The organism is Hymenobacter daeguensis (assembly GCF_054780555.1).
On record NZ_BAAGWC010000044.1, the window covers coordinates 1 to 25,253 of the forward strand.

19 protein-coding genes are annotated in these 25,253 nt (G+C 65.7%); 8 read left to right on the forward strand and 11 right to left on the reverse strand.

Going from position 1 to position 25,253, the window contains the following annotated elements; genetic code table 11:
* From ACYVHT_RS22595 to ACYVHT_RS22615, 5 genes are all read right to left on the reverse strand, one after another.
* A partial coding sequence (locus ACYVHT_RS22595; RefSeq protein WP_460557544.1) for a nidogen-like domain-containing protein occupies positions 1-1,347 on the reverse strand: 1,347 nt, incomplete at its 3' end.
* 340 nt (positions 1,348-1,687) lie between these two features.
* Positions 1,688-3,349 carry an MFS transporter gene (locus ACYVHT_RS22600; protein WP_460557546.1) on the reverse strand — a complete coding sequence of 554 codons (1,662 nt, stop codon included), beginning with the start codon at positions 3,347-3,349 and terminating at the stop codon, positions 1,688-1,690.
* A gap of 148 nt (positions 3,350-3,497) precedes the next feature.
* Positions 3,498-4,532: a LacI family DNA-binding transcriptional regulator gene (locus ACYVHT_RS22605; protein WP_460557548.1), complete on the reverse strand. Its 1,035-nt coding sequence runs from the start codon at positions 4,530-4,532 to the stop codon at positions 3,498-3,500.
* A gap of 299 nt (positions 4,533-4,831) precedes the next feature.
* Positions 4,832-5,434 (reverse strand): pentapeptide repeat-containing protein, encoded by a 603-nt coding sequence (locus ACYVHT_RS22610; protein ID WP_460557550.1) that lies wholly within the window; start codon positions 5,432-5,434, stop codon positions 4,832-4,834.
* Positions 5,435-5,533: 99 nt separating this feature from the next.
* Complete coding sequence (locus ACYVHT_RS22615; protein ID WP_460557552.1) at positions 5,534-7,600, reverse strand: ExeM/NucH family extracellular endonuclease; 2,067 nt, start codon at positions 7,598-7,600, stop codon at positions 5,534-5,536.
* A 227-nt stretch (positions 7,601-7,827) separates the two neighbouring features.
* On the opposite strand from ACYVHT_RS22615, the gene ACYVHT_RS22620 reads away from it, so the two are divergent.
* Positions 7,828-9,171, forward strand: a complete 1,344-nt coding sequence (locus tag ACYVHT_RS22620) for a Gfo/Idh/MocA family protein (protein WP_460557555.1) — start codon at positions 7,828-7,830, stop codon at positions 9,169-9,171.
* 131 nt (positions 9,172-9,302) lie between these two features.
* Positions 9,303-9,719, forward strand: coding sequence for a hypothetical protein (locus tag ACYVHT_RS22625; RefSeq protein WP_460557557.1), 417 nt, complete (start codon positions 9,303-9,305; stop codon positions 9,717-9,719).
* A 23-nt stretch (positions 9,720-9,742) separates the two neighbouring features.
* Here ACYVHT_RS22625 and lysA read toward each other — a convergent pair whose 3' ends face one another.
* On the reverse strand, positions 9,743-10,978 hold the full coding sequence (lysA, locus tag ACYVHT_RS22630; RefSeq protein ID WP_460557559.1) for a diaminopimelate decarboxylase family protein: 1,236 nt from the start codon (positions 10,976-10,978) through the stop codon (positions 9,743-9,745).
* 176 nt (positions 10,979-11,154) lie between these two features.
* On the opposite strand from lysA, the gene ACYVHT_RS22635 reads away from it, so the two are divergent.
* On the forward strand, positions 11,155-11,676 hold the full coding sequence (locus tag ACYVHT_RS22635; protein ID WP_460557562.1) for a DinB family protein: 522 nt from the start codon (positions 11,155-11,157) through the stop codon (positions 11,674-11,676).
* Positions 11,677-11,684: 8 nt separating this feature from the next.
* Here the strand turns inward: ACYVHT_RS22635 and ACYVHT_RS22640 are convergent, their stop codons facing one another.
* Positions 11,685-12,764, reverse strand: coding sequence for an NADH:flavin oxidoreductase/NADH oxidase (locus ACYVHT_RS22640; protein ID WP_460557564.1), 1,080 nt, complete (start codon positions 12,762-12,764; stop codon positions 11,685-11,687).
* A gap of 437 nt (positions 12,765-13,201) precedes the next feature.
* Between ACYVHT_RS22640 and ACYVHT_RS22645 the strand changes: the two genes are divergently transcribed.
* The 5 genes from ACYVHT_RS22645 (at position 13,202) to ACYVHT_RS22665 (ending at position 20,357) form a co-directional block, all read left to right on the forward strand.
* Positions 13,202-14,107 (forward strand): prephenate dehydratase, encoded by a 906-nt coding sequence (locus tag ACYVHT_RS22645; RefSeq protein ID WP_460557566.1) that lies wholly within the window; start codon positions 13,202-13,204, stop codon positions 14,105-14,107.
* A gap of 111 nt (positions 14,108-14,218) precedes the next feature.
* A complete protein-coding gene (locus ACYVHT_RS22650; RefSeq protein WP_460557568.1) occupies positions 14,219-15,376 on the forward strand; it encodes a pyridoxal phosphate-dependent aminotransferase in 1,158 nt (385 codons plus the stop codon).
* Positions 15,377-15,556: 180 nt separating this feature from the next.
* Positions 15,557-16,402, forward strand: a complete 846-nt coding sequence (locus ACYVHT_RS22655) for a Rossmann-fold NAD(P)-binding domain-containing protein (protein WP_460557570.1) — start codon at positions 15,557-15,559, stop codon at positions 16,400-16,402.
* 178 nt (positions 16,403-16,580) lie between these two features.
* Positions 16,581-17,651, forward strand: coding sequence for a chorismate mutase (locus ACYVHT_RS22660; RefSeq protein ID WP_460557572.1), 1,071 nt, complete (start codon positions 16,581-16,583; stop codon positions 17,649-17,651).
* Positions 17,652-17,828: 177 nt separating this feature from the next.
* Positions 17,829-20,357, forward strand: coding sequence for a reprolysin-like metallopeptidase (locus ACYVHT_RS22665; protein WP_460557574.1), 2,529 nt, complete (start codon positions 17,829-17,831; stop codon positions 20,355-20,357).
* 102 nt (positions 20,358-20,459) lie between these two features.
* On the opposite strand, the gene ACYVHT_RS22670 is transcribed toward ACYVHT_RS22665, so the two are convergent.
* The 4 genes from ACYVHT_RS22670 to ACYVHT_RS22685 form a co-directional block, all read right to left on the reverse strand.
* On the reverse strand, positions 20,460-22,199 hold the full coding sequence (locus ACYVHT_RS22670) for a T9SS type A sorting domain-containing protein (RefSeq protein WP_460557576.1): 1,740 nt from the start codon (positions 22,197-22,199) through the stop codon (positions 20,460-20,462).
* 186 nt (positions 22,200-22,385) lie between these two features.
* Entirely contained in the window at positions 22,386-24,077 is a 1,692-nt protein-coding gene (locus tag ACYVHT_RS22675; RefSeq protein WP_460557578.1) for a T9SS type A sorting domain-containing protein, read from the reverse strand.
* A gap of 119 nt (positions 24,078-24,196) precedes the next feature.
* Positions 24,197-24,412 carry a hypothetical protein gene (locus ACYVHT_RS22680; protein ID WP_460557580.1) on the reverse strand — a complete coding sequence of 72 codons (216 nt, stop codon included), beginning with the start codon at positions 24,410-24,412 and terminating at the stop codon, positions 24,197-24,199.
* Positions 24,413-24,431: 19 nt separating this feature from the next.
* Positions 24,432-25,193 (reverse strand): T9SS type A sorting domain-containing protein, encoded by a 762-nt coding sequence (locus ACYVHT_RS22685; RefSeq protein WP_460557582.1) that lies wholly within the window; start codon positions 25,191-25,193, stop codon positions 24,432-24,434.
* Positions 25,194-25,253 lie beyond the last annotated feature (60 nt).

The following is a 25,253-nucleotide window of genomic DNA, read 5'->3' on the forward strand; positions in this document are numbered from 1 at the left end:
CACCGTGCCGTTGCCGCCGCCGCCCACGCTGCCGATGGCCAGGGGCGTGCCGTTGGGGCTCGTGTCGTTGGCCAGCAGCTGCGCCGCCGTCACCGTAATCGGGCCGCACGAAGCCGTGAAGTTGTCCGTCCCCGCCACCGGCGTGTTCGCGTTCGGGTTGCAGGGGGCCACGCAGGGCGTTACCACCACGTTGATGGTCACGGTGGTTACGCCCGTCGGGCTGCCGTTGTCCGTTGCTGTCAGCACAATGGGGTGGGTGCCCACGTTGCAGGCCGCGCCGGTAATGGCGATGGTAGCGCTGCCCGTAACGCCGCTCGTCGTAGAAGCCGTGGTGCTGCAAAGCCCGTTCGTGTTCACCGCCACGCTAACCGTCTGGTTCACTTCCGGGGCCAGGAATTGCGGGTTCAGGGTTACCGTCTGGCCGCAGGCTACCGTCACCGTGTTGTTGGCCGGCAGGTTGCTGGCCGAGGGCGGGATATTGCCCGCCGTGCTCACGTTGAAGCCAATGCACCGATTGTCGAGGTAGTCCACGCCGTCGTTGTTGCCGCCGGGGCCGTCGTAAGCGGTGCCGGGGGCATCAAAACGGCCCACCTGCACATAGTCGGTGCCGTTGCCGTTGTTTACGCCCACCGTAGCGGGCGTGCCGCCAAAGCCGCCCGAGCCGTTCGACGCGTCGCCGGTCGTCCACTGCATGTCGCCGTAGCGCAGGCTCACGTTCTGGCCCGGTCCCAGCAGCGCATCGGTTGCGGAGGCAATGATGATTTGGAAGGTATTGACCTTATCGGTGTGCTGGGCGAAGTAGCCCACATTGTCCCAGGTTACAATGAGGTTGGTGGGGTTCACCTTGTAGTGAATGATGCCGCCGGAGCGCGTATCCTCATCGGCCCAGAAGCCCGCTACCATGGGCTCGCTGCTTGGGAAGCCGGTGGAGGTGAATACCCCGTAGGGGCCGGTAAACGTCAGGTTGCCGTTGGTGTTAATCCAGACCTGCGTGTACTGAGTGCCATACAGGTCAAACGTGAAGGGCAGCGCAATCGGACCAAACGACCCGTCGTCGTTGGTCGGAACGTCGGTGTAGGTATTATCAAGCGGAATAAAACAGCTTGAAGCCGCTGCCGCGAGCGAGCCGGCGTTGCCGGATGCGGCTTTAACGCCCGCGCTGCTGCGCTGCTGGGTGGCATTTGGGCGGGGCGTGCTCAGGGCTGCCCGGGCCGCCAGCTGCGCCTTGCTGGCATCATAGCCGGGCTTTGCCGAGGGGTCGGTCACGGTCTGTGACCAGCTGGTGAGCGCCGATAGTGCCAATGGCACCACAAACGCCATACGGCGGAAGGGTAATGGAATTCTCATGGTTGGAAAAGGAGTGAAAGTGTGAAATAGGGTATTTGAACAGGGTATCAGATAGCATGGCAGCGCGGGCATTTCCCTTTCCGGGGGCGCTTCAAAGCGCCGAAACCGCGAGTGTCCTCATACAAGGGCGGGCTAAGGTAAAAACAGTCGGTGAATAAACTGCAATAAAAGTATTTTTTATTGTAATATTATTTATAATAAAACAAAATAATGTGAATAAAATAAAATTATTTTAAGGATAAAAAAATACCGCCTGTTGATAATCAATCGATTATCAACAGGCGGTTTGCCCTGTGTCCTATGTGCTTAAATTAAGGAGCTATGCAGCTGGCACTCATGCTCAGCGCTGGCTTTCCAGCGTCGGAATGGGCGTGGCCACTTCCACGTTCGAGGCGTTGGGGAAGGCCAGGAAATGCGTGACGCGCGGCTCTTCCGGCCCCTGGTGGAACTGCCGCACGCGGGCCTCCACCACCTGGTCTTCGCGGGTGAAGCGGTGGTGCTGGCGCTGGTGCTCGCCCCAGGTGGCCACGTAGAAAAACTCGCTGATGCGCGTGGGCTGGGCCACATCGGCAAAGACGCCGGCCCGCAGGGCGCCGTCGCGCAGGCGCAGGCGCTTGAGCTGCTCGGCCGCCGCACGGAAGGCCGGCCAGTTGGCCCGCTCCACGTGGTACTCGATGGTGACGAGGACGGGCCCGTCGTCGGGGTCGATGGTGCCCTCGCCGGTGGTGTGGGGGCGGTCGTCGGCGGGGGCCAGGTCCAGGCCCTCGGCCGAGCGCATGGGGAAGGGCAGGGCCAGCAGGGTGCTGGCCAGCATCCAGCCGGCGGCGGCCAGCAGCGCAATTTCCAGCGTGAGGTGGTCGGCCAGCTCGCCCCACACCAGGCTGCCCACCGACAGGCCCGCCTGAAACACCAGCATGTACACGCTGATGACGCGGGCCTGCACCCAGCGCGGCACGCTCAGCTGCACGGTGGTGCTGAAGCTGGTCATCACCATGAGCCAGGCAATGCCGGAGACGAACATCACCGCGTAGAGAATGTAAATCTGGCTGACCAGCGCCAGCGCCGTGTTCGTCCCCACAAAAGCCAGCACGCCCAGCAGCACCCGTTGGTTGAAGGTAAGCCGCGAGCCCGCCCGGCCCATCAGCAGCGCGCCCGTGATGGCGCCCGCGCCCAGCCACGACAGCATCACGCCGTAGTGCCCCGAGCTCAGGTGCAGCTTGCGCGCCACCACCACCGACACCAGCCCCCACATGGCCGCCGCCCCAAACGCAAACGCGAACGTGCGCACCAGCACCCCGTAAATGGCCGGCGAATACTGCACGTAGCGCAGCCCCGCCCGCAGCGCGCCAATGAAGTTTTCGGCCGGCCCGCTCGTCACCGTCGGCTGGCGCTTCCAGAAATACACCACCGCCCAGGTGCCCAGAAACGAGACGCCATTGAGAATAAACACCCAGCCTGCCGAGTAGTAGGCAATAATGGCCCCGCCAATGGCCGGCCCGATGGCCCGCGCAATGTTGTTGCTCACGCCGTTGAGGGTGATGGCCGAGGGCAGCGCCGGCCGGGGCACCAGCTCCGTGGCCACCGCCTGCCAGATGGGCGCATTCAGGGCCGCGCCCATGCCCAGCAGGAAGGTGAAGCCCAGCACGCCGTAGGCCGAAATGCCATCCAGCAGCGTGAGGGCGCCCAGGCCGGTGGCCACCACCGCCATAAAGCCCTGCGTGAGCAGCAGCAGCTTGCGGCGGTCCACGAGGTCGGCCATGGCCCCGGCCGGCATGCTCAGCAGAAAGGAGGGCAGGGAGGTGGCCGTCTGCATCAGGGCCACCAGCAGGGCCGAGGTGGTGAGGGTGGTGACGAGCCACACGCCGGCCACGTTCTGCATCCAGGTGCCCACGTTCGAAACCATGCCCGCAATCCAGATAGCGCGGAAAATGGAGTAGGCGAAGGGCGTCCAGAGCGTTATTCTGGGCGCAGGAGCAGCGGGGGCAGCAGCAGTGTCAGGCATCAAACAGCAGTAGGGTTCCGCTGTGGTTAACAGCGAAGCGGCGCAAATGGCTTCCTACGGCTTTTGCTGAGGGGCAGTTAACAGCACGTCATGCTTCGACTCCGCTCAGCATGACGTGCTACCTGATTATTTGCTTTGGACTCGGTTTCTACCGCCGCTGCGACGACTCGCGCACCAGCAGCTTGGGCTTGAGCACGATGGGCTTGGGCGGGCCCTGGCGGTTGGGGCCGCTTTTCAGCATCTTTTGCAGCAGCTGCACGGCGGTTTTGCCCATTTGCTCGCAGCGCTGGTCCACCGACGAGAGGTTGGGCTCGGTGAGGGTGGTGAACATCTCGTTGCTGAAGCCCACCACGGCCACGTCCTGCGGCACGCGCAGGCGCTGGCCCTTGGCGGCCTGCACCGCGCCAATGGCGGCCAGGTCGTTGCTCGAAAACACGCCGTTGGGGCGCTGGGGCAGCTTCAGCAGCTGGCGCATGGCCTGGGTGCCGCCCTTCTGGTTCATCTCGCAGAACACAATCAGCTCGTCATCCACCTCAATGCCGTGAGCGGTAAGCGCGTCGCGGTAGCCCTGGTGGCGGTTTTTGTGAATGTTGAGGTGCAGCGGGCCGCTGAGGTGGGCAATGCGGGTGCAGCCCTGCTCGATGAGGTGCGTCACCACCTGGTAGGCGCCCTGGTAGTCGTCAATCATCACCGAGCTGACGTTGCTGCCCTCGAAGTCCTCCACCACGCGGTCGAAAAACACCAGCGGAATGTTCTGCTGGCGCACGGCCTCGAAGTGCCGGAAATCGTGCGTCGTGTTGGCCAGCGACACCAGAATGCCCTCCACCTGCGAGTTCATCAGCAGGTCGATGTTGGTTTCCTCCTGGCGCGAGTCTTCGTTCGACTGGCAAATCATCACGTTGAAGCCCAGCTTGGCGGCTTCGGTGGCGATGCCGTGCACCACCTGCGGAAAGAAGTGCCCCGTGATGTGCGGCACCAGCACGCCCAGCGTGTTGCTGCGGCCCCGGCGCAGGGCGGCGGCCAGCTGGTTGGGCTTGTAGTGGAGCTCCTCGGCCAGCTGGCGCACGCGGGCCTTGGTGGCCTCGCTCACGTCGTCGTGGTCGGAAAGGGCGCGGGAAATGGTGGAGGGCGACAGGCCCAGGGTTTTGGCGAGGTCGGTTATGGAAGCGCGGCGATTGGCCATCTGAATTCGTTGTAGCAAGAGGAAAAAACACCCGCGCCCTGGTCGCACAAGGCGGCGAGCTGGTGGCACAACCGGGCGCGGGCCTGTGAGTTGCCCGGGTGCGCGCCGGCGCAGCCTACTAACAAGGAACCGAAAAGGGGAAACAGCCGGCGAGAACGGCTATTTTTTCGGGCATAGATGGGAATTCCCCCGCAATCTAATAACCGGAATCGAATCCGGAACCTCCGCAGGCGCATTTTTTGCGCTGGCATTCAGCAATGGCCATATTTGGGCCTCTCCCACGAGGAATTGCGCAAACGTTATTCCACCGCCAGCTCCCACTTCGCCACCACGCCCAGCAGGCCGTGCAGCGTGAATCTGGCCCCTTTCAGCGGGTTGTTCTCCGGGTCGATGATGAAGCCGGTGGCGGTGCGAAAATCAGCGCCGGGCAGGCGGGTATTCTGAAACACGGCGCCGGCCAGCGCGCAGTCCTGAAACACGGCTTCCGTCAGGTCGGCGTCGGCAAAGTCGGCGTCGGTCAGCTGGCAATTCACGAAGCGGGTGCCCGGCATGGTGCGCCCCGCGAAGGAGGCGTAGCGCAGCTGGCAGTGGTCGAAGTGCACGCCAAACAGCATGTCGCGGCAGGCCGTGAACTGCAGGCCCAGCAGCTTGCACTCGTCAAACGCCACGTTTTGCAGGGCCGTGCCCGTCAGCCTGGCCGCCGAGAGGTTGCAGCGCTCAAACCTGCAGTCGGTGAAGCGCAGCCGGCTCAAATCGGCCTCGCCAAACTCGCAGTTGACGAAGTGGTATGCGTCGAACTCGGTGTGGCCCAGCAGGTGGCGGGCATCCCAGCGCTCGGCCAGGTTTTCGTGGGGGAAGTGCGTGGGTTTGCGGAGCGGGGCGGGCTTGCGGCGGGGCGGCATGAGCAATCGAAAGAGGAAACCGGATACCACAAAGAACGTCATGCCTCGGCTGCGCTCGGCATGGCGTTCTGCTTGCGGGCCGCTGCCCCCGGAATACGGCTACAGCTTCACCACCCGCTGCACCCGGCTAAAGCCGTTGCCGCTCAGCTGCAGCAAATAGGTGCCCGGCCGCAGCGCCGCCGTTTGTCGGCTGGTTTCGGCCTGCAGATATTCCGCCGAGCCACTCAACGACAGCACCCGCTGGCCCAGCGCCGACACGACTTCCAGCGTCATGGGCCGCGCTTCGAAGCCGGTGAGGCGCAGGTTGAACGCGCCCGTGGCGGGGTTCGGAAAAACCTGGAGCTGGCCGTCCGAATCGGCCCTGGCCGTAGCCGTTACGGTGCTGCGGAAATTCAGGCCGATGAGCACCGGGTCGTGGTCGGAAGAGCGGAAGGGGCTGGTGATGTCGGTGGCCGCGCCGGCCACATCATACTCCAGAAACTCGGGCTCGGCGGCGTTGATGTGCCATTTCTCCACGGCCGCGTGGCCCACCAGGTTGGGCGTGAGCACGGCATGGTCGAGGCTGCCGCTCAGGCCGTTGAAGACGTAGGAGGCGCTGGTGGCCGGGCTGCCGATGACAAAGCCGGCCGCCCGCAGAATGTCCATCGGGTCTTCCTCGTAGTTGGCGTTGTAGTCGCCCACGCTCACCACGTAGCGCGTGCCCGCCGGCCGCACCACCGTGTTGATGAACTGGGCCAGCGCATAGGCCTGGAATTTGCGGCGCGCGTTAGACGCGCCCTGGCCGTCGCCCTGGTCGGCGTTGGCGCCGGTGCCGCTGGCCTTGGATTTGAGGTGATTGACGACGAGCGCGAAGGTGTCGCGCACGGCCGTATTGGTGGTGAAAAGCTGGGCCACCGGCGGCCGCTCGAAAGTGCCGGTCACCGCGGCCACCAGCACGTTGCCGTAGGGCGTGAGCACGGCTGGCTTGTAGAGAATGGCGCAGTGGATGAGGTCGGTGTTGTTGGGCTGGCTGCTGGCGCCGTCGTTGATGAAGGCGTAGGTGCCCGCGCCCATGGCCTGGTTCAGGCCGTTCACCAGGTCCTGAATGGCCGAGTTGGGGCCGGTGCCATCGTTCTCAATCTCCATCAGGCCCAGCGCGTCGGCATTCATCTGGGTGAGGGCGGCAATGATTTTGCTGCGCTGACGCTGGAAATCGGCCAGCGTGTTGGCGCCCCGCGAGGTGGGGAATCCGCCGCCCAGGCCGTCGCCGTTGAAGAAGTTGAGCACGTTCATGCTGGCCAGCTTCACCTGCGCATTGCCGAAGGCGGGCACCGGCGGCCGCACCGTAATGACCTCCGGCGCGTCGGCCCCGGGCAGCGGCTGAATGCGCCAGGCGCTGCTGCCGTAGCCCATGATGCCGCGCAGGCTGGCGATGGTGCTGCCCACGCGCACCGTGCCGGTGGTGGCATCGAGGTAGGGCGTGGGCTGCGGGGTGACGGCGGCGCGGCCGTCGTCGAGCAACAGGGATTTGGCGACGTTGGCGGCCTGGTAGGCCGTCACGGCGGCCACGTTGCTGGTGCCGGTGCTGCTGGTGCCGCTGGCGGGGTCGTCGTTGGGGTCCACCAGCTGGGTGGGCTGGTACACGAGGCCGCGCAGGGAAATGTCCAGCTCGCCGCGCGATTTCAGCGTGGACAAGTCCGATACCGTGACCGGGGCCAGAAACCGCACCCGCATGCCTTCGTAAGCCTCCGCGCTGGCCATTGAGAAGGTAGCGTTGTCGAGCACGGTGAAGGCCGGCAGCGGGCTGCTGGCCGCCAGCACGGTGATAACCGGGCTGGTGAGCACGGCCTGGTTGAACGAGGGCGTGCTGGCAATTTCCTGCACCGCGCCGCTGATGCGCAGGCGGCTGCCCACCGCTACCGAGGGGTTGGCTTGCACCACGTACAGCGCATCGGAGGTGGTGGGGTCGTTGTCGGCGCTGGCTGCGTCGTTCTGAATGTAGAAGCCCGCCGGGCTCAGTCCCGGGTACACGGCCGTCACCACGCCCTCAATGGTGTAGTTGCCGGCCGTGGCCAGCGCGCCGCTGCCCTGAATGGTGCCAATGGGCGTGACGGTCTGGGCCTGCGCAAGGCCAGTGGCCAGCAAACCGAGGGAGAGGATGAAAGACGAGCGGGTCAGAACCGGCATGATGCAGCTGCAGCGAATTAAAATTCCAATATGGGGCTGCAAATGTACTGGGGATTTGGCGGTTGGGCCGGGCGGGGGCGGCCAGCAGCCCGGGGCTCCGCCGGCGTGCTTCAGCGCGGCACCAGCGGAGCCCTGTGCGTCCGATAAGCTCAGCCACTGCAACATTTCCGGCAACTCACAAGCCGCGCCGGTACGTAAGCAGGGGCCGGACCTTCTCAATCAGCCCCATGTTTCAGGAAAATACCGCTTATAATACCGCCTTCAACACCGAAGCCGAAAACGGCTACGACTACTCGCGCCGCCACTTCATCAACCACGCCGGGCGTGGCCTGCTGGCCGTGGGCGTAGCCAGCGCCCTGCCCCTGGCCGCCGCCGAGGCCCACAGCGCGGCCGAAGCCGCCGCTCCGGCCATCAGCGGCCCGCTCGACATCAAGCTGCCCCCGCTCGAGGCGCCCACCGACCCCAAAGGCGCCGAGCCCTTCAACCCCGACGCGCCCGCGCGCCGCGTGGGCTACGCCGTGGTGGGCCTGGGCCACCTCACCCTCAATGAGATACTGCCCGCCTTCGGCCAGTGCAAGCACGCCAAAGCCGTGGCCCTGGTGAGCGGCGACGCCGACAAGATGGCCAAGGTGGCGCAGCAGTACGGCATCAAAGCCAGCAGCTGCTACTCGTACCAGACCTACGACAAGCTCCGCGACAACCCCGAGGTGGAGGTGATTTACATTGTGCTGCCCAACTCCATGCACCACGAATTCACCATCAGGGGCGCGAAGGCCGGCAAGCACATTCTCTGCGAAAAGCCTATGGCCAACTCGGTCAAAGAGTGCGAGGAGATGATTGAGGCCTGCCGGAAAGCCGGCAAAAAGCTCATGATTGCCTACCGCATTCAGTACGAGCCGCTGAACCGCATGGCCCAGAAAGCAGTGCGCGACAAAACCTACGGCGCGACCAAGATGATTCAGATGATGAACACCCAGAACCAGGCCCACGACCAGCAGTGGCGGCACAAAAAGGCCCTGGCCGGCGGCGGCTCGCTGCCCGATGTGGGCCTGTACTGCCTCAACACCACCCGCTTTCTGCTGGGCGAGGAGCCCACCGAGGTGTCGGCCCAGATTTACAGCACGCCGGGCGACGACCGGTTTAAGGAAATTGAAGAGAACGTGAGCTTTACGCTGCGCTTTCCCAGCGGTGTGCTGGCCCAGTGCATGACGGGCTACGGCTCCTTCAACAACAAGAGCTACACCGTGTATGCCGAAACCGGCACCATTCGGATGGACCCGGCCTTTCCCTACAAAGGCCTGAAGCAGGAGCGCATTCACGCGCCCGATGGAAAGCAGCTGACCGAGCAGCCCGGCAATCCCGACAAGGACCATTTTGCCCTCGAAATGGACCACATGGCCGAGTGCGTGCGCCAGAACAAAACGCCCTACACGCCCGGCGAAGAAGGCTTGCAGGACCAGCGCATCATGGAAGCCATCTACCAGTCGGCCAGAGAAAACAAGCCGGTGAAACTGCCCGCCGTGGCCAAAACGGACGCTTTTCGGGGAGAGGCTCCGAAGGAGGACGCCTAGCGCCGGCCCGGCCTCGGGCCACCGCCCCGGCGCGGCTTCCGCATAAAAAAAGCACCGGAGCTTAACCTGAGCCTACCTTTGCCGGTTGAGGAGGCCGGGCGCGCCTCGTTGTTGCCGCTGTTTTTTTATTGATGCCGAAGACCAAACGTTCCCTGTATTTTGAAAACGGCAGTGGCCGTGTGTGGGAAGAACCCGAAGGCTACCTGCGGCTGGAGTATTTTGCCGGCCCGCGCGAAGCCGTGCAGTTTCGGGCCCTGCTCACGCACACGGCGCAGGCCATGAGCCGGCGGCAGTGGGGCAGGATGCTCATTGACCAGCGCGAAATGGCCCCCTTCAACCCCAGCGAGCAGGACTGGATGACCAACGAATGGCTGCCCCGCGCCGTGACCGAGCATGGCTACCGCTATGGCGCCATTCTGGTGGCGCACAACGTGTTTGCCCGCCTGGCCACCAACCAGTTTGTGATGGCCAGCCGCAACCTGCCGCATCTGTACCGCACCTTCGAAACCGAAGAAACCGCCGCTGCCTGGCTGCTGGAGCAGCAGTAAGGCGGGGCCGGAAGGCAAATGCGCTACGCTGGCTGCGCCGGCGCTTCGGCTGCCACATCCACCTGCCCGGCCAGCAGGTCCTCAAACGTCTGGCGCTTGCGGATGAGGCGCAGCTCGCCGTCTTCCTGCAGCAGCACTTCGGCCGGGCGCGTGCGCGAGTTGAAGCTGCTGCTCATCTCGAAGCCGTAGGCCCCGGCGTTGTGAAAGGCCAGCAGGTCGTTTTCGTGGATTTCGGGCAGCAGCCGGTCCCAGGCGAAGGTGTCGGTTTCGCAGATGTTGCCCACCACGGTGTAGAGCCGTTCCGAGCCAGTGGGGTTGGTGAGGTTGCTGATGTGGTGGTAGCTGTCGTAGAACATGGGCCGGATGAGGTGGTTGAAGCCCGAATTCACGCCCGCAAACACCGTGGCCGTGGTTTGCTTCACCACCGCCACGTTCACCAGCAGGTAGCCGCTTTCGCTCACCAGGTACTTGCCGGGCTCAAACCAGCATTCCAGCGGCCGGCCGTAGTCCTGCTCAAACGTGCGGAACGCCTCGGCCACCTGCTGGCCCAGCGAGGCCACGTCGGTTTCGGGGTCGCCGGGCTTGTAGGGCACTTTGAAGCCCGAGCCCAGGTCCAGGAAATCCAGCTCGGGGAAGCGCCCGGCGGCGTCGAACAGAATTTCGAGCGAGCGCAGAAACACGCCCACGTCCTTGATTTCGGAGCCCGTGTGCATGTGCAGGCCGCGCACGTGCAGGCCGGTGCCCTTCACCACGCGCTCCAGGTGGCGCAGCTGGTGGATGCTGATGCCGAATTTGGAGTCGATGTGGCCGGTTTGAATCTTGTAGTTGCCGCCCGCCTCAATGTGCGGGTTCAGGCGCACGCACACCGGGTACGAGCCCCCGAACGTGGCCCCGAAGCGCTCCAGCAGCGAGATGTTGTCGATGTTGAGATTGACGCCCAGGTTCTTGGCTTCCACCAGCTCCTCAAACGTCACGCTGTTGGGCGTAAACAGAATGTTCTCCGGCAGAAAGCCCGCGTGCAGCCCCAGTCGTACCTCGTTGATGCTCACGCAGTCGAGCCCCGAGCCCAGGCGGTGAATGTGGCGCAGGATGGCCACGTTGCTCAGGGCCTTACAGGCGTAGAAAAACCGCGTTTTATGGCCCGCGAAAGCCTTCACCAGCTTATTGTATTGGCGGGTAATGATAGCAGCGTCGTAAACGTAAAGCGGGGTGCCGAACTGGTCGGCGGCGGCGCGCAGCGTGTTATTGATATTGGGCATAATGGCAAAAGTACGGCCTGCGCCGGCCGTTTAAGATGTGGTTGAATCCGAACGTCATGCCGAGCGCAGCCGGCGCGTCTTGCATAGAGGAGGAGCTCAACGGTTGAGCGACGCGGGCCAGATGCCTCGGCTACGCTCGGCATGACGTTCTTTTGCCTGCCAAACGTTCCGCTGTTATGTCTTCGACTCAACAACTCGAAATCTGGCTGCGCGGCCCCGTTGCCGGGGTGCCGCCGCTGCTCCAACCCGTGGCCCACGCCCTGCTGCAGGCCCGCGACGAGCTGAATGCCGCCATGCAGGATTTTCCGCCCGCGCTGCTCAACGAGCGGCCCGCCGGCGTGGCCTCCGTCGGCTTCCACCTGCAGCACCTGGCCGGCGTGCTCGACCGCCTGCTCACTTACGCCCGCCAGCAAACCCTGACGGCGCAGCAATTTGCCGCGTTCGAGGCCGAAGTACCGCCGCTGCCAATTGCTGGCGACAGCGTCAGCCGGCTGGTGCAGGAGTTCAACGACACCGTTGACAAAGCCCTGCACCAGCTGAAAGCCACCGACGAAGCCACCCTGACCCAGGTGCGCGGCGTGGGCCGGGCGCAGGTGCCATCCACGCACCTGGGCCTGCTGGTGCATGCCGCCGAGCACACCACCCGCCACCTGGGCCAGCTGCTGGTGACGGCAAAATGGGTGCGTAGCGACGCCTGATGGCGTCGCTACATCGCCACGACGCGGGGCTTGGCGCGCTCGTACTGCGCGGGCCAATCAATTTCCACGCCCAAGTCGTGGGCGGCGAAGAGCGGGAAGTAGGGCTCGCGCAGGAACTCGCGGGCCAGCAGCACCAGGTCGGCCTGGCCGTTGGCCAGCACGGCCTCGGCCTCGGCCGGGGTGGTGATGAGGCCCACCGCGCCCGTGCGGATACCCGCCTCGGCCTTGATGCGCTCGGCAAACTGCACCTGGTAGCCGGGACCCACGGGGATGGGTGCCTTCGGCACGTTGCCGCCCGTCGAAACATCAATCAGGTCCACGCCCCGGGTTTTGAGCATGGCCGAAAGCTGCACCGACTCGTCGGCGTTCCAGCCGCCCTCGGTCCAGTCGGTGGCCGAGATGCGGACGATGAGCGGCAGGTCTGCGGGCCACACCTCGCGGGTGGCGGCCACCACGTCCAGCAGCAGCCGGATGCGGTTTTCGAACGTGCCGCCGTATTCGTCGGTGCGGTGGTTGCTGAGGGGCGACAGAAACTCGTGCAGCAGGTAGCCGTGGGCGGCGTGCAGCTCAATCACCTGGTAGCCCGCCGCCAGGGCCCGCTGCGCTGCCGCCCGAAAATCGGCAGTCACCTGCGCAATACCCGCTGCATCCAGCGCTTCGGGCTGGGGGTAATTGTCGGCAAAGGCCTCGGCGCTGGGCCCGACTACCGGCCAGCCGCCCTGGTCGGCCGGCACCTCGCCCGAACCCGTGAAGGGGCTGAAGGTGCTGGCCTTGCGCCCCGCGTGGGCCAGCTGAATGCCGGGCACGCAGCCCTGCGCCGCAATGAAATCGGTGATGCGCCGCAGCATGGGCACCTGCTCGTCTTTCCAGAGGCCGAGGTCTTCGGGGCTGATGCGGCCTTCGGCCGACACCGCCGTGGCTTCCTGAATGATGAGGCCCGCGCCGCCCACCGCCCGGCTGCCCAGGTGCACGAGGTGCCAGTCGTTGGCAAAGCCGTCTTCGGCGCTGTACTGGCACATGGGCGAAACCACAATGCGGTTTTTGAGGGTGACGCTGCGCAGGGCGAGGGGTTCGAATAGCTTGGGCATGAGGTAATTTTCAGAGGGTAGTGCGAAGCTGAGTAAACCGGTTTTCGGGGGTTTGGGTTTTTCAAACAAAGCCCGGGGAAATTTGCTTTTCTCCCAACGGTGACTACCTTGCAGCCGCAAACTCAGTAACTCATGCTCCAGACGCGCTACTTCTTCGGCTTTTATTACTTCTACGCCACCGCGTAGAACGAGCCGCCGTTTGTAGCTTACCCTCAAGCATCTCCAGCGCCGCTCGTTCTTCGGGAGGCGCTTTTTTAATGCCCGTTTTTTCGTTTATGCTCGTCCTGCAAGCCGTCTTTTTTAGCTACTGCTGCTACTGCTTTTACCGGAAGCAGCCGGCCCTTTGTTGTCAGTGTTAACCACCACACTCCCGCCAACAAGCCCAGGGCCCCGCACACCGGAGGCCCTTTTTTATTGCCCAACTTTCAACCAGCATCATGCCCCAGCACGTTTCCATTCAGGGTTTTCAGGGAAGTTTCCACGAAGTGGCGGCCCGCCGGCATTTTGGTGCCGGGCCGGAGCTGCTGGCCTGCGCCACCTTCGGCGCGGTGGTGGCGCACGTGGTGCAGGGCACCGCCGGGGCCGGCCTGATGGCCATGGAAAACTCGCTGGCCGGCAGCATTCTGCCCAACTACCTGCTGCTGGAGCGCCACGCCGTGCGCGTGACCGGCGAGGTGTACCTGCCCATCCACCAGCACCTGCTGGGCCTGCCCGGCACCACGCTGGCCCAGGTGCAGGCCGTGCACTCGCACCCCATGGCCCTGCGCCAGTGCGGCGAGTTTCTGGACCGCCACCCGCACTGGAAGCTGGTGGAAACCGACGACACCGGCCGCAGCGCCCAGCTGCTGGCCGAAACCCGCACGCCCGGCGTGGCCGTGGTGGCCGGCGCGCAGGCCGCCGCCCGGTTCGGCCTCGCCATTCTGGCCCCGGCCATTCACGACGACCCGCACAACTACACCCGCTTTCTGGTGCTGGAGCGGGCCGAAACGGCACAGGATGACCTGCGGGCCGATAAAGCCTCGCTCTATTTCTGTGCGCCGCACGCGCCGGGCAGCCTGGCCGCCGTGCTGGCCCGCGTGGCCGCGCACGGCCTGAACCTGAGCAAGCTGCAGTCGTGCCCCCGGCCGGGGCAGCCCTGGCACTACGGCTTCCATGCTGACGTGGAGTTTGAGGCAATCAGCCAACTGGAAGCGCTGCTGGTCGATTTAGCACCCGTGACGGAAGAGCTGCGGGTGCTGGGGGCCTACCGGCGCGGCAGCATGGCCGAGGCGATGGGGGAGGATGAAACTCCCCTCCTTACCAAGGAGGGGACGCCGACGCAAAGCGTTGGCTGGGGTGGTTAGGTCGTTGCACGATGCCCGAACGAACTTCGAACAAACCAGATATTAACCACAACGCCCACAACCTCCCCTCCTTGGTAAGGAGGGCAGTTTACCCAACGAACCTGCCGCACCATGAACCTCTCACTAGCCAGCCGCCTGGCCCACACCGGCGAATACTACTTCTCGCGCAAGCTGCGCGAGCTGGCGGCGCTCAATGCCGCCGGGGCCAACATCATCAGCCTGGGCATTGGCAGCCCCGATTTGCCGCCGCACCCCAGCGTGGTGGCGGCCCTGGCGCAGTCGGCGGCCCAGCCCGGCGCGCACGGCTACCAGAGCTACCAGGGCACGCCCGCGCTGCGCGGGGCCATGGCCGGCTTCTACCAGCGCCACTACGGCGTGGCGCTCGACCCGGCCACCGAAATCCTGCCGCTGCTGGGCTCGAAAGAGGGCCTGATGCACATCGGCATGGCGTTTCTGGAAGCCGGTGATGCCGTGCTCATTCCCAATCCCGGCTACCCGACCTACCGGGCGGTGGCCGAAATCTGCGGGGCCGAGGTGCGCGAGTACGACCTCACGGAAGCCGCCGGCTGGCTGCCCGATTTGGAGGCGCTGGCCAAAACCGACCTCTCGCGGGTGAAGCTGATGCTGGTGAACTACCCGCACATGCCCACCGGCACGGCGGCCGACTGGGCCTTCCTCACGCGCCTCGTGGCCTTCGCCCAAGCCCACCACATCCTGCTGGTGCACGACAACCCGTATGGCTTCATCCTGAACGAAACGCCGCCCGTCAGCCTGCTGGCCGTGCCCGGCGCGCGCGAGGTGGCCATTGAGCTGAACTCGCTCAGCAAGAGCTACAACATGGCCGGCTGGCGCGTGGGCCTGCTGGCTGGCCGCGCCGATGTGCTGGCCGACGTGCTGCGCTTCAAGAGCAACATGGACTCCGGCATGTTTCTGCCGGTGCAGCAGGCGGCAGTGGCGGCGCTGGCGCTGGGCGAGGAGTGGTTTCAGGAATTAAACGCTACCTACCGCGCCCGCCGCGCCCTGGTGCTGGAGCTGCTGCGGACGCTGGGCTGCGCGCCCGCGCCGGGCCAGACGGGCCTGTTCATCTGGGCGGCCGTGCCGGCGGGGTTTGCCGATGGCTACGCGCTGAGCGACGCCGTGCTGGCCGAAGCGCGGGTGTTTCTCACGCCGGGCGGCGTTTTCGGCAGCAACGGCAATGGCTACATCCGGGCCAGCCTGTGCCAGCCCGAAGCGCTGCTGCGCGAGGCGCTGGCGCGGGTGCGGGAGTAGCAAAGTGGGGGAGAGAACGTCATGCTGAGCGCAGCCGAAGCATCTCTACCGCGCAACTAATTCAATCGATGGAAACGAAGCGGTAGAGATGCTGCGCCTCCGCTCCGCATGACGGACGGATAGCCCCGCATGACCGTTCCGACAACTCAACCCTCAACATTCAACCCTCAACCCTTCGTAATGACCGTCACCATCATCGGCCTGGGCCTTATTGGCGGCTCGCTGGCGCTGAGCCTGCGGCAGCGCGGGCTGGCGCAGCAGTTTATTGGCGTGGAGCACAGCCCGGCCCACGCCCGCCGGGCCCTGGAGCTGGGCCTGGTCGATGCCATCGAAACGGACCTGGCCGCCGCTGTGCGCCCGGCCGATTTGGTAGTGGTGGCCGTGCCGATGGACGCCATGCTCACGGTGCTGCCCGCCGTGCTCGATGCTGCTGATGCCCACCAGGTTGTCATCGACGTGGGCTCTACCAAGGGGGCGCTGCTGGCGGCGGTGGCCGGGCACCCGCGCCGGGGCCGCTTCGTGGCCGTGCACCCCATGGCCGGCACCGAATACTCGGGGCCGGATGCGGCCGTGCAGGGCCTGTTCGATGGCAAGACGGTGGTGCTCTGCGATGCCGAAGCAAGCGACGCCGACGCGGTGCAGCTGGTGGAAAAGCTGTTTCAGGCGCTGCCCATGCGGCTGCTTTACCTGGATGCGGCGGCACACGACCTGCACACGGCCTACGTGTCGCACATCTCGCACATTACCTCGTTTGCGCTGGCCCTCACGGTGTTGGAAAAAGAAAAGGAGGAGCAGCGCATCTTCGATTTGGCGGGCGGCGGCTTTGCCTCCACCGTGCGGCTGGCCAAAAGCTCGCCGGCCATGTGGGTGCCCATCTTCCGCCAAAACCGGCTCAACGTGCTCGATGTGCTCGATGAGCACCTGCACCAGCTGCAGCACCTGCGCGAGCTGCTGGCGGCCGGCAACTACGATGCGCTGACGGAGCAGATTCAGCAGGCCAACCACATCCGGAAGATTATTCCGTGATGCCCAGGCGGTCATCCTTTAACCGTCATCCTGAGCGCAGCGAAGGACCTTGTCAGGCAAGAACGGCTTGCAGTGACTAAACCAGCGGGTGCAAACGTGGGAAGGCCCTTCGCAAGCGCAGGATGACAGACGACATCAAAAGACAATCAAAAAAATCAACAGTAACCCCCAACCAACCATGAAATCCGCCTTATTCAACCGCCAGCCCGACGACAAGCCCTTCCTCATTTCCGGGCCGTGCTCGGCCGAAACCGAGGCGCAGGTGCTCGAAACCTGCCAGCGGCTGGCCGCCACCGGCAAGGTGCAGGCCCTGCGCGCCGGCATCTGGAAGCCCCGAACCAAGCCCGGCGGCTTCGAGGGCGTGGGCACCAAAGGGCTGCCCTGGCTGAAGAAGGCCAGCGAGCTGACCGGCCTGCCCATTGCCGTGGAAGTGGCTACGGCCAAGCACGTGGAAGACTGCCTGGCCTTCGGCGTGGACATTCTGTGGGTGGGCGCGCGCACCACCGGCAACCCGTTTTCGGTGCAGGAAATTGCCAACGTGCTGCGCGGCGTGGACGTGCCGGTGCTGGTGAAAAACCCCATTCACCCCGAGCTGGAGCTGTGGGTGGGCGCGGTGGAGCGCCTGCAAAAAGCCGGGCTGAAGCAGGTGGGCCTCATTCACCGGGGCTTTTCGAGCTACGGCAACACCGATTTCCGCAACGCGCCCATGTGGCACCTGCCCATTGAGATGAAGCGCCGGCTGCCCGAGCTGCCGCTGCTCTGCGACCCCAGCCACATCTGCGGGCGCCGCGATACGCTGGCCGCCGTGGCCCAGCAGGCCCTCAACCTCGACTTCGACGGCACGATGATAGAAAGCCACATCGACCCCGACAATGCCTGGAGCGACGCCAGGCAGCAAATCACGCCGGAGGTGCTGCGCGACCTCATCGAGGGCCTGGTGTGGCGCCACGAAACCACCAACCAGCGCGAGTTCCTGACGGCCCTTTCCGGCCTGCGCGAGCAAATCAACCAGCTCGATGCCGAGATTATGCAGCTGCTGGGCCGCCGCATGGCCGTGGCCGAAAAAATCGGGATTTACAAGAAAGAAAACGACATCACCATCCTCCAGACCAACCGCTGGAACGAGGTGCTGGAGCGCGCCCAGCGCCAGGGCGCGTCGGTGGGCCTGACGCACGGGTTTGTGGAGCAGTATCTGGCCGCCGTGCACCTGGAGTCCATCAACCGGCAGAATAAGGTGATGGAGGGGTAGCGGTTAGCGGGGCGCTGCTGGAGCGAATAAGGCATCGGCGCTACTTAGATGCCCTGGCAGCGCCTCGGCGGCATAACGAAGCTGGGTTTGGGAATAATGAAATAAAATCAGTAATTTGATTATTAATATATGTTTCATTCTTTTTTTTAGAGCTGTTTGATGAAAAAATTTTACTTTTTGTGCCTGTTGCTCCCGGGGTTTTCGGCGCTGGCGCAACAACGGCCAACCCCCACGGCGCTCTGGCAAGCCGCCCCCGCCCAGGCCCTGCCCCGCGAGCTGCGGGCCGCCCGCCCGCTTACCCTGGCCACCGAGCAGCTGGCCGCCCTGCTAAGCACCGCCCCCGCCGAGGCGGGCGCGGCGGCCGGTGCGCTGCTGCCAGTGCCGCTGCCCGACGGCAGCACCGAGGTGTTTCGCGTGTGGCAAACGCCCACCATGGCCCCGGCGCTGGCGGCGCGCTACCCCGCCATCCGCACCTATGCCGGGCAAAGCGTGAGCCACCCGCACGTCACGGCCCGCTTCGACCTGACGCCGCTGGGCTTTCATGCCCAGGTGCTGGGCGCTGCCGCCGGGCGCGTGTTTATAGACCCCGTGCCGGCCACCCCGAACACCTACCGCAGCTTCGCGGCGGCCGACCGGGTGGCCACGCAGCCGTGGCAGTGCGCCGTGGCCGCCGGCCCCACCGCCGCCAGCGGCACCGCGCAGCGCACCACGGCGGCGGCGTATGGCACGCAGCTGCTCACCTACCGGCTGGCGCTGGCCTGCACCGGCGAGTATGCCGTGGCCGTGACCACGGCCGCCGGGGTAGCGCTGACCAAGCCCAACGTGCTGGCCGCCATGGTGACCGCCGTCAACCGCGTGAGCGGCATCTATGAGCAGGAACTGGCCATCCGGCTGCAGCTGATTGCGGGCAACGATGCCCTGATTTTCCTCGATGGAGCCACCGACCCGTACACCAACAACGACGGCGCGGCCATGCTCACCGAAAACCGCAACACCGTACGGGACATGATTGGGGCGGCCGGCTACGACATCGGCCACGTGTTCAGTACCGGCGGCGGCGGCATTGCCGGCCTTGGCGTGGTGTGCCTTGCCACCAACGGCAATGCCAGCAACCAGAACAACAAGGCGCGGGGCGTAACGGGCCTGCCCAACCCCGTGGGCGACAATTTTTACGTGGACTACGTGGCGCATGAGATGGGCCACCAGTTTGGCGGCAACCATACGTTCGACAGCGTAACATCGAACTGTGGCGGGGGCAACCGCAACGGCAGCACGGCCATGGAGCCGGGCTCGGGCACTACCATCATGGCGTATGCCGGCATCTGCGGGGCCGACGACCTGCAGGCGCACTCCGACCCGTTCTTTCACGCCATCAGCCAGGACGAAATCCGGGCGTTTATTGCCGGCGGCGGCAGCTGCGGCGCGGGCAGCGCCACCGGCAACACCATTCCCACGGCCAACGCCGGGGCCGACTTCACCATTCCCAAAGGCACGCCGTTTCAGCTCACGGGCGCGGGCACCGATGCCAACGGCGACGCCATCACCTACGACTGGGAAGAAATGGATGCCGGCGGCACGGGCGGAGCGCCCAGCGCGGCGGCCACCAGCACGTCGGCGGCCTTGTTTCGCTCGTTTCCGACCAAAACCACCGGGGTCCGGGTGCTGCCGCAGCTCAGCGCCATCCTGGCCGGCAATACCGGCAGCGTGGGCGAAACGCTGCCCCAGGTGGCCCGTACCCTCAATTTCCGCCTCACCGTGCGCGACAACCGCGCCAATGGCGGCGGCGTGACTTCTGACAACACGGTGGTGACCGTGAGCAGCGCCGGCCCTTTCCTCATCACCAACCTGAACACGGCTACGTCCTTCGCGCCGGCGGCCACCACCACCGTGACGTGGTCGGTGAACAGCACCGACCTGGCGCCCATCAGCGCCGCGACCGTCGATATTCTGTTTTCGACCGACAACGGGCAGACATTTGCCTACACCCTGGCCACCAACACGCCCAACGACGGCTCGCAATCTGTGCGCCTGCCCAACCTGAACACCACCACCGGCCGCGTGCGGGTGCAGGCCAGCGGCCGGGCATTTTTCGACATCAACGATGCCGCCATCAGCCTGGTAGGTCCGCTGCCCGTCGAGCTCACGCAGTTCGACGCCGCAGTGCAGGGCACCACTATTCAGCTGAAATGGGCCACGGCCCAGGAACTGCACAACGCGGGCTTTGAGGTGCAGGCCCGGGGCCCCGGCGAGGCCGCGTTCAAAACGGTGGCTTTCGTGAAAGGCCACGGCAGCAGCAGCGAAGCCCACGCCTACGCCCACGCCCTGCCCGGAGTGGTGCCCGGCCAGTGGTACCTGCGCCTGCGCCAGCTCGACGACGACGCTACGCCGGATGCCGCCAAAGCTGCCTACAGCCCCGTCCGGGCCGTGGTTGTGGCGCCCGAGCCGGTAGCCGTGCAGCTGTGGCCCAACCCGGCCCCGGCCAGCGGGGCCACGGCCAGCGTGTACCTGCCCGCCGGTGGCGAAATCCACCTGCAGGTGCACGACCTGCTGGGCCGCGTGGTGCGGGAGCTGGCCCCGGCCCCGCTGGCAGCGGGCCTCACCGAGCTGCCGGTGCCTTTGCAGGGCCTGTCCGCCGGCACCTACTTCTGGCAGCTCCGCACTCCCGGCCGCACCCTGCTGAACGGCAAGCTCGAGGTAGCTCCCTAGCGCTGCCAGCACCCGCCCGAAACAGCAAGTCCTGCGGCCACATCCAGCAAAAAGCCGGCGCTCCCAGTGGGGGCGCCGGCTTTTCAGGCTTTAAGGTAAAGGCTACTCCACCACCAGCCGGCGGGCCGAGGCCGTGGTGCCGGCCGTCACGCGCATGGTGTAGATGCCGGGGCTCAGGCCCGTGAGGCTGAAATCGTGACGCAGGCCGGCGGCCGGCAGGGCCACGGTGGCGGTGCGTACATCGCGGCCCAGAGCATCGAGCAGGGCAATGGTGGTAGTGCTGGCACCGGCCACGCCGGGCAGCTGCACGCTGGTGGTGGCGTGGGCCGGGTTGGGTGCCAGCTCGAAAGCCAGCGTATTTCTGGCCGGAGCAGTAGCCGTGACGGTGGCATCGGTGAGGGAGGCCAGGAAGTTGGCCGCCCCGGCAATGGTGCTGGTCAGCGTCTGGCTGCCAAAGGTGGCCGTGCTCTGGAAGCTGCCCGCCACGTAGAGCCGGGCGCCGGCCAGGGCCAGGCAGGCGGCATCGGCGCTGGTGGTGGTGGCGCCGCCGCGCTGCGCCCAGTTGGCCGTGGCCGTGAGGCCGGTATCGGTGAGGCTGGCCACCAGGGCGCTGCCGCTGGCGCTGGCAAATGAGGTGCCGCACAGGGCGAGGGCGCCGCTGGTGAAGGTGCCGGCCAGGTAGAGGCCGCTGGTGCCGTAGGTAGTGAGCACGGTGGCCTGGTCGTTGGCGGTGCCGCCGGCCGGCTGGGCCCAGCGCCAGGTGGCGGTGCTGCCGGCATCGGCCACGGCGGCCACAAAGGCGTCGGAAGTGCCGCCCGCGTCGGCGTTGGCAATGCTGAGGCTGCCCAGCGGCATGGTGGCGCTGGAAAAGCTGCCCGCCACGTACACCTGGCTGCCGCGCACGGCCAGGGCCTGGCCCACGTCGCGGCCCGTGCCGCCGGCTTGCAGGGCCCACTGCCAGGTGCTGCTGGGGCCGGCATCGGCTATCTTGGCCACGTAGGCATTGGCCGTGCCGCCGGCATTGGGCAGGCTGCTGCCGCCGAAGGAAACCGACAGCCCGCCGAAGTAGCCGGTGGCGTACACGCTGGTGCCGCTCACGGCAAGGGCGTTGACGTACTTGGCCGCCGGACCCGTGATGGGCTTGGCCCAGCTGACGCTGGTGCTGGTGCCGGCATCCACGAGCTTGGCCACGAAGCCATCGGCAAAGGTGGGCGAGGCCGTGGAGTTGGTGAGCGTGAGGCTGCCGAAGCTAGCCGTGGGGCTGGCAAAATACCCGCCCACGTACACGCTGGTGCCATTGGCCACGAGGGCGGTGGCGGCGTCCTGGCCGGTGCCGCCCAGCTGCTGGGCCCAGTCGAAGCCGGCGCTGGGGCCGGCATCGGTGAGCTTGGCCACGAAGGCATCGGTGCCCACGGTGGTGAAGCCGCCGGCGTTGCTGATGTAGCTGTTGCCAAAGCTGGCGGTGGGGCTGAAGAAGGTGCCGGCCAGGTACACGCGGTTGCCATTCAGGGCCACGGCCGTCACCTGGTCAAGGTCGGTGCCGCCCAGGCGGTAGGCCCACACGAAGTCGTTGGTGACGGGGCTCCATTTGGCCACGAAGCCGTCGGTGCCGCCGGTGCTCAGCAGCTGGGTGTTGCCGATGGTCACAAAATTCGAAAAGCTGCCGGCCACGATGAGCTCACCACTGGCCGAGGTGGCCGTGGCTTTGATGAGCAGGTTGGAACTGCTGCCGCCCACCATCATGGCCGACTGCCAGGCGGGAGCCTGGGCCCGGCCAGCGGGGCCCGCCAGCACCAGCAGCACCAGCAGCGCACCACTCAGGAAAGAGGAGAAAGTTTTCATGACAAGGAAAAGGGATTACCGAGCGCCAATACGTGCGGGATTCACGGAAAGTTAGCGCCGTAAAAAAGCCCCGGCGCACGGCACCGGGGCTCATCTGCGAAAAGCAATTTATTACCCTTAAATACTGCTAAGTCAGGGCACTATTTACCGTAAGGCCCGGCCATGGCTGGCGGGTTTGTGGAAACATTATTCCAGCACCAGCCGGCGGGTGGCGGTGGCCGGGCCGGCCTGCACCTGCACGGCGTAGAGGCCGGCGGGCAGGCCGCTCAGGTCCAGCTCGTGGCGCAGGCCGGCGGTGGGCAGCTGCACCGTTTCGGAGCGCAGGGCGCGGCCGAGGGCATCGCGCAGGGTGAGGGTGGCCGTGGCCGTGCCGGGCTGGGCGGGCAGCGCCACGGTGGTGGCGGCGCGGGCGGGGTTGGGGGCCAGGGTGAAGGGCAACAAGCCTTGTGCGGCCGTGGTGGCCAGCAGAGTGGGGTCGGTGAGGGAGGCTAGGAAGGCAACGGGATTTGCGCTGGGTCGCGTAAGCGTAATATTGCCGAAACTGGTGGTGCTATTGAGGATGCCCGCTATCAGCACGTCAGCACCTCCCACAAACAGATTGCCGACATCAACGCCGGTGCCCTGTTGGGCCCAGACAAAACTGCCGGTGTTGCCCGCATCGGTCAGCTTTGCCACAAATGCACCCTCGCTTGGCAGGGTGGTGCTGCCAAAGGTGGCGGCGTTGGTGCTATACCCGGCTATGTATATGTTGGGACCCGCCACGGCCATTGTCCGCGCAATATCGGAGGCAGTTCCGCCCGCTTGCCGCGCCCAAACAAAGGTGCCGCTGGTGCTCGTATCCGTTAGCTTGGCTACAAACACCTCGGGGTCGCCTGCACTGGTGAGCGTGGTGCTGCCAAAGCTTACCGCCGCGCTGGCAAACCCGCCGGCTATGTACACGCTGGGGCCGGCCACGGCCAGGGCATAGGCGGCTTCACCGTCGGGACCGCCGACGCGCTGGGCCCATCCAAAGGTCGCCATCGTGCCGGCATCGGTTAGCTTGAACACGAAGGCATCGCCGCTGCCAAAAACAGCCGTCGGGTTGGCGTTAGTCAGCACAATGTTGCCGAACAACGCTGTGGGAGTAGAAAAACTGCCGACCCCGTAGATGCTCGTCCCGGCCACGGCCAAGGCATTGACGGCTCCATCGGCTTGCTGCACCCAGGTAAAGCCGGCGCTGCCACCCCCGTCGGTGAGCTTGGCCACAAAGGAGTCAAGGCCCCCGTTACTGCGAGCGGTCAGCGCTATGCCGTCGAAAGTGGCTGTTCTGCCAAAAATACCCGATAAGTAGAGACTGGCCCCATTGCTAACCAGCGCCGTCGCCCGGTCGGTGTCGGTGCCGCCGGCCCGCTGGGCCCAGCTGAAGCTGGCCGTCGCTCCAGCGTCCACAATTTTTGTCACGAACACATCGTCGCCTCCGGCATTGGTCAAGGTCGTTGTGCCAAAAGTTGCGGTGGGTCCTCCAAAAAAACCGGCTACATAAATAGCCGAGCCGCTCACGCTAATGGCCGTGGCCACGTCATTAACGGCCCCGCCACCCCGCACTGCCCATACAAAACGATTGCTGCTGCTGCTCCACTTGGCTACAAACATGTCCTGCTGGCCCACCCCCGTCAGCGTTGTGCTGCCAAACGTGGCTGTATTGAAAAAAAAGCCCGCGATGTACACGTTGCCGTTGGCATCGGCGGCCGTCGCGTTTGCGCCGGAGTAATTGCCAGCGGCCGCCACGGCCGTTTGCCAGGTCGGCGCTTGGGCGCGCGCCATTGGCCCTGCCAGCAGCAAAACAATCACTAATCCGGCCATCGGCCAGCCGCGCAGCAAGGAGAAGAAGTGCTTCATGAAAAGGAAGAAAAAGCTCGCCAGTGGTAGAGGGACGGGGTAAAGATAGCCGCCAACACAACGCCCCGATGCGCGGGCACCGGGGCGTGAAAACGAAAGACGAAACCGGCCGGGGCGGGCTACAAACTGCCGGTGCCGGCAGCCGGGGCGGCGCGGGCATAAAAGCCGGGGTTCCAGAAGGTGGCGGGGCGGGCCAGGTCCTGGCGGAAGTGGGCCGAGAGCAGGTGGTAGTTGTAGTCGCACTGCTGGTCGAGGAGGTCGATGAGCTCGTGGCGGTCGTCGCGGGTGGTGCCGGTGCCGGCCAGGCCCCGGCGGGTGCCGGATGTCTTCCGCAAGGCAGCGGAGTAATGCCGGCTACTCCACGACCAGCCGGCGGGTGGCGGTGGCCGGGCCGGCCTGCACCTGCACGGCGTAGAGGCCGGCGGGCAGGCCGCTCAGGTCCAGCTCGTGGCGCAGGCCGGCGGTGGGCAGCTGCACCGTTTCGGAGCGCAGGGCGCGGCCCAGGGCATCGCGCAGGGTGAGGGTGGCCGAGGCCGTGCCGGGCTGGGCGGGCAGCGCCACGGTGGTGGCGGCGCGGGCGGGGTTGGGGGCCAGGGTGAAGGGCAACAAGCCTTGTGCGGCCGTGGTGGCCAGCAGGGTGGGGTCGGTAAGGGAGGCGAGCAGGGGGATGCGGGTGCCGGTGGGAGCGTTGATGGTGAGCGGCGCGAAAATGGCCTGGGGCGTTACTGTGCCGGCCACGTAGAGGGCGCTGCCGCTAATGGCCAGCCCAAACGCCTGGTCATCGCCGGTGCCACCGGCGTGCTGGGCCCAGGCAAAGCTGCCACTGCCGCCACCGTCCACCACGCGGGTCACGAAAATATCGGCCCGGCCCCCGCCGCTGTAGTTGACCAGGGCCGTGGGGCCAAAGCTGGCCGTGGCGCTATACGAGTACCCGGCCACGCACACGCCCGTGGCAGTAGCCACCAAACCCAGGGCCCGGTCGTCGCCGGTGCCGCCGCCGCGCAGGGCCCAGCCGAAGCTGCCACTGCTGCCCGCATCGGCCAGCTGGGCCACGAACACGTCGTAGTCGCCGGCCCGGCTGAGGGCCGTGGAGCCGAAGCTAGAGCGTGAGGACAATTATCAGCGGAGCCAATCGAGGGCGGCGGCCACATGCCAAAAAGCGAGAAAGGACACGAC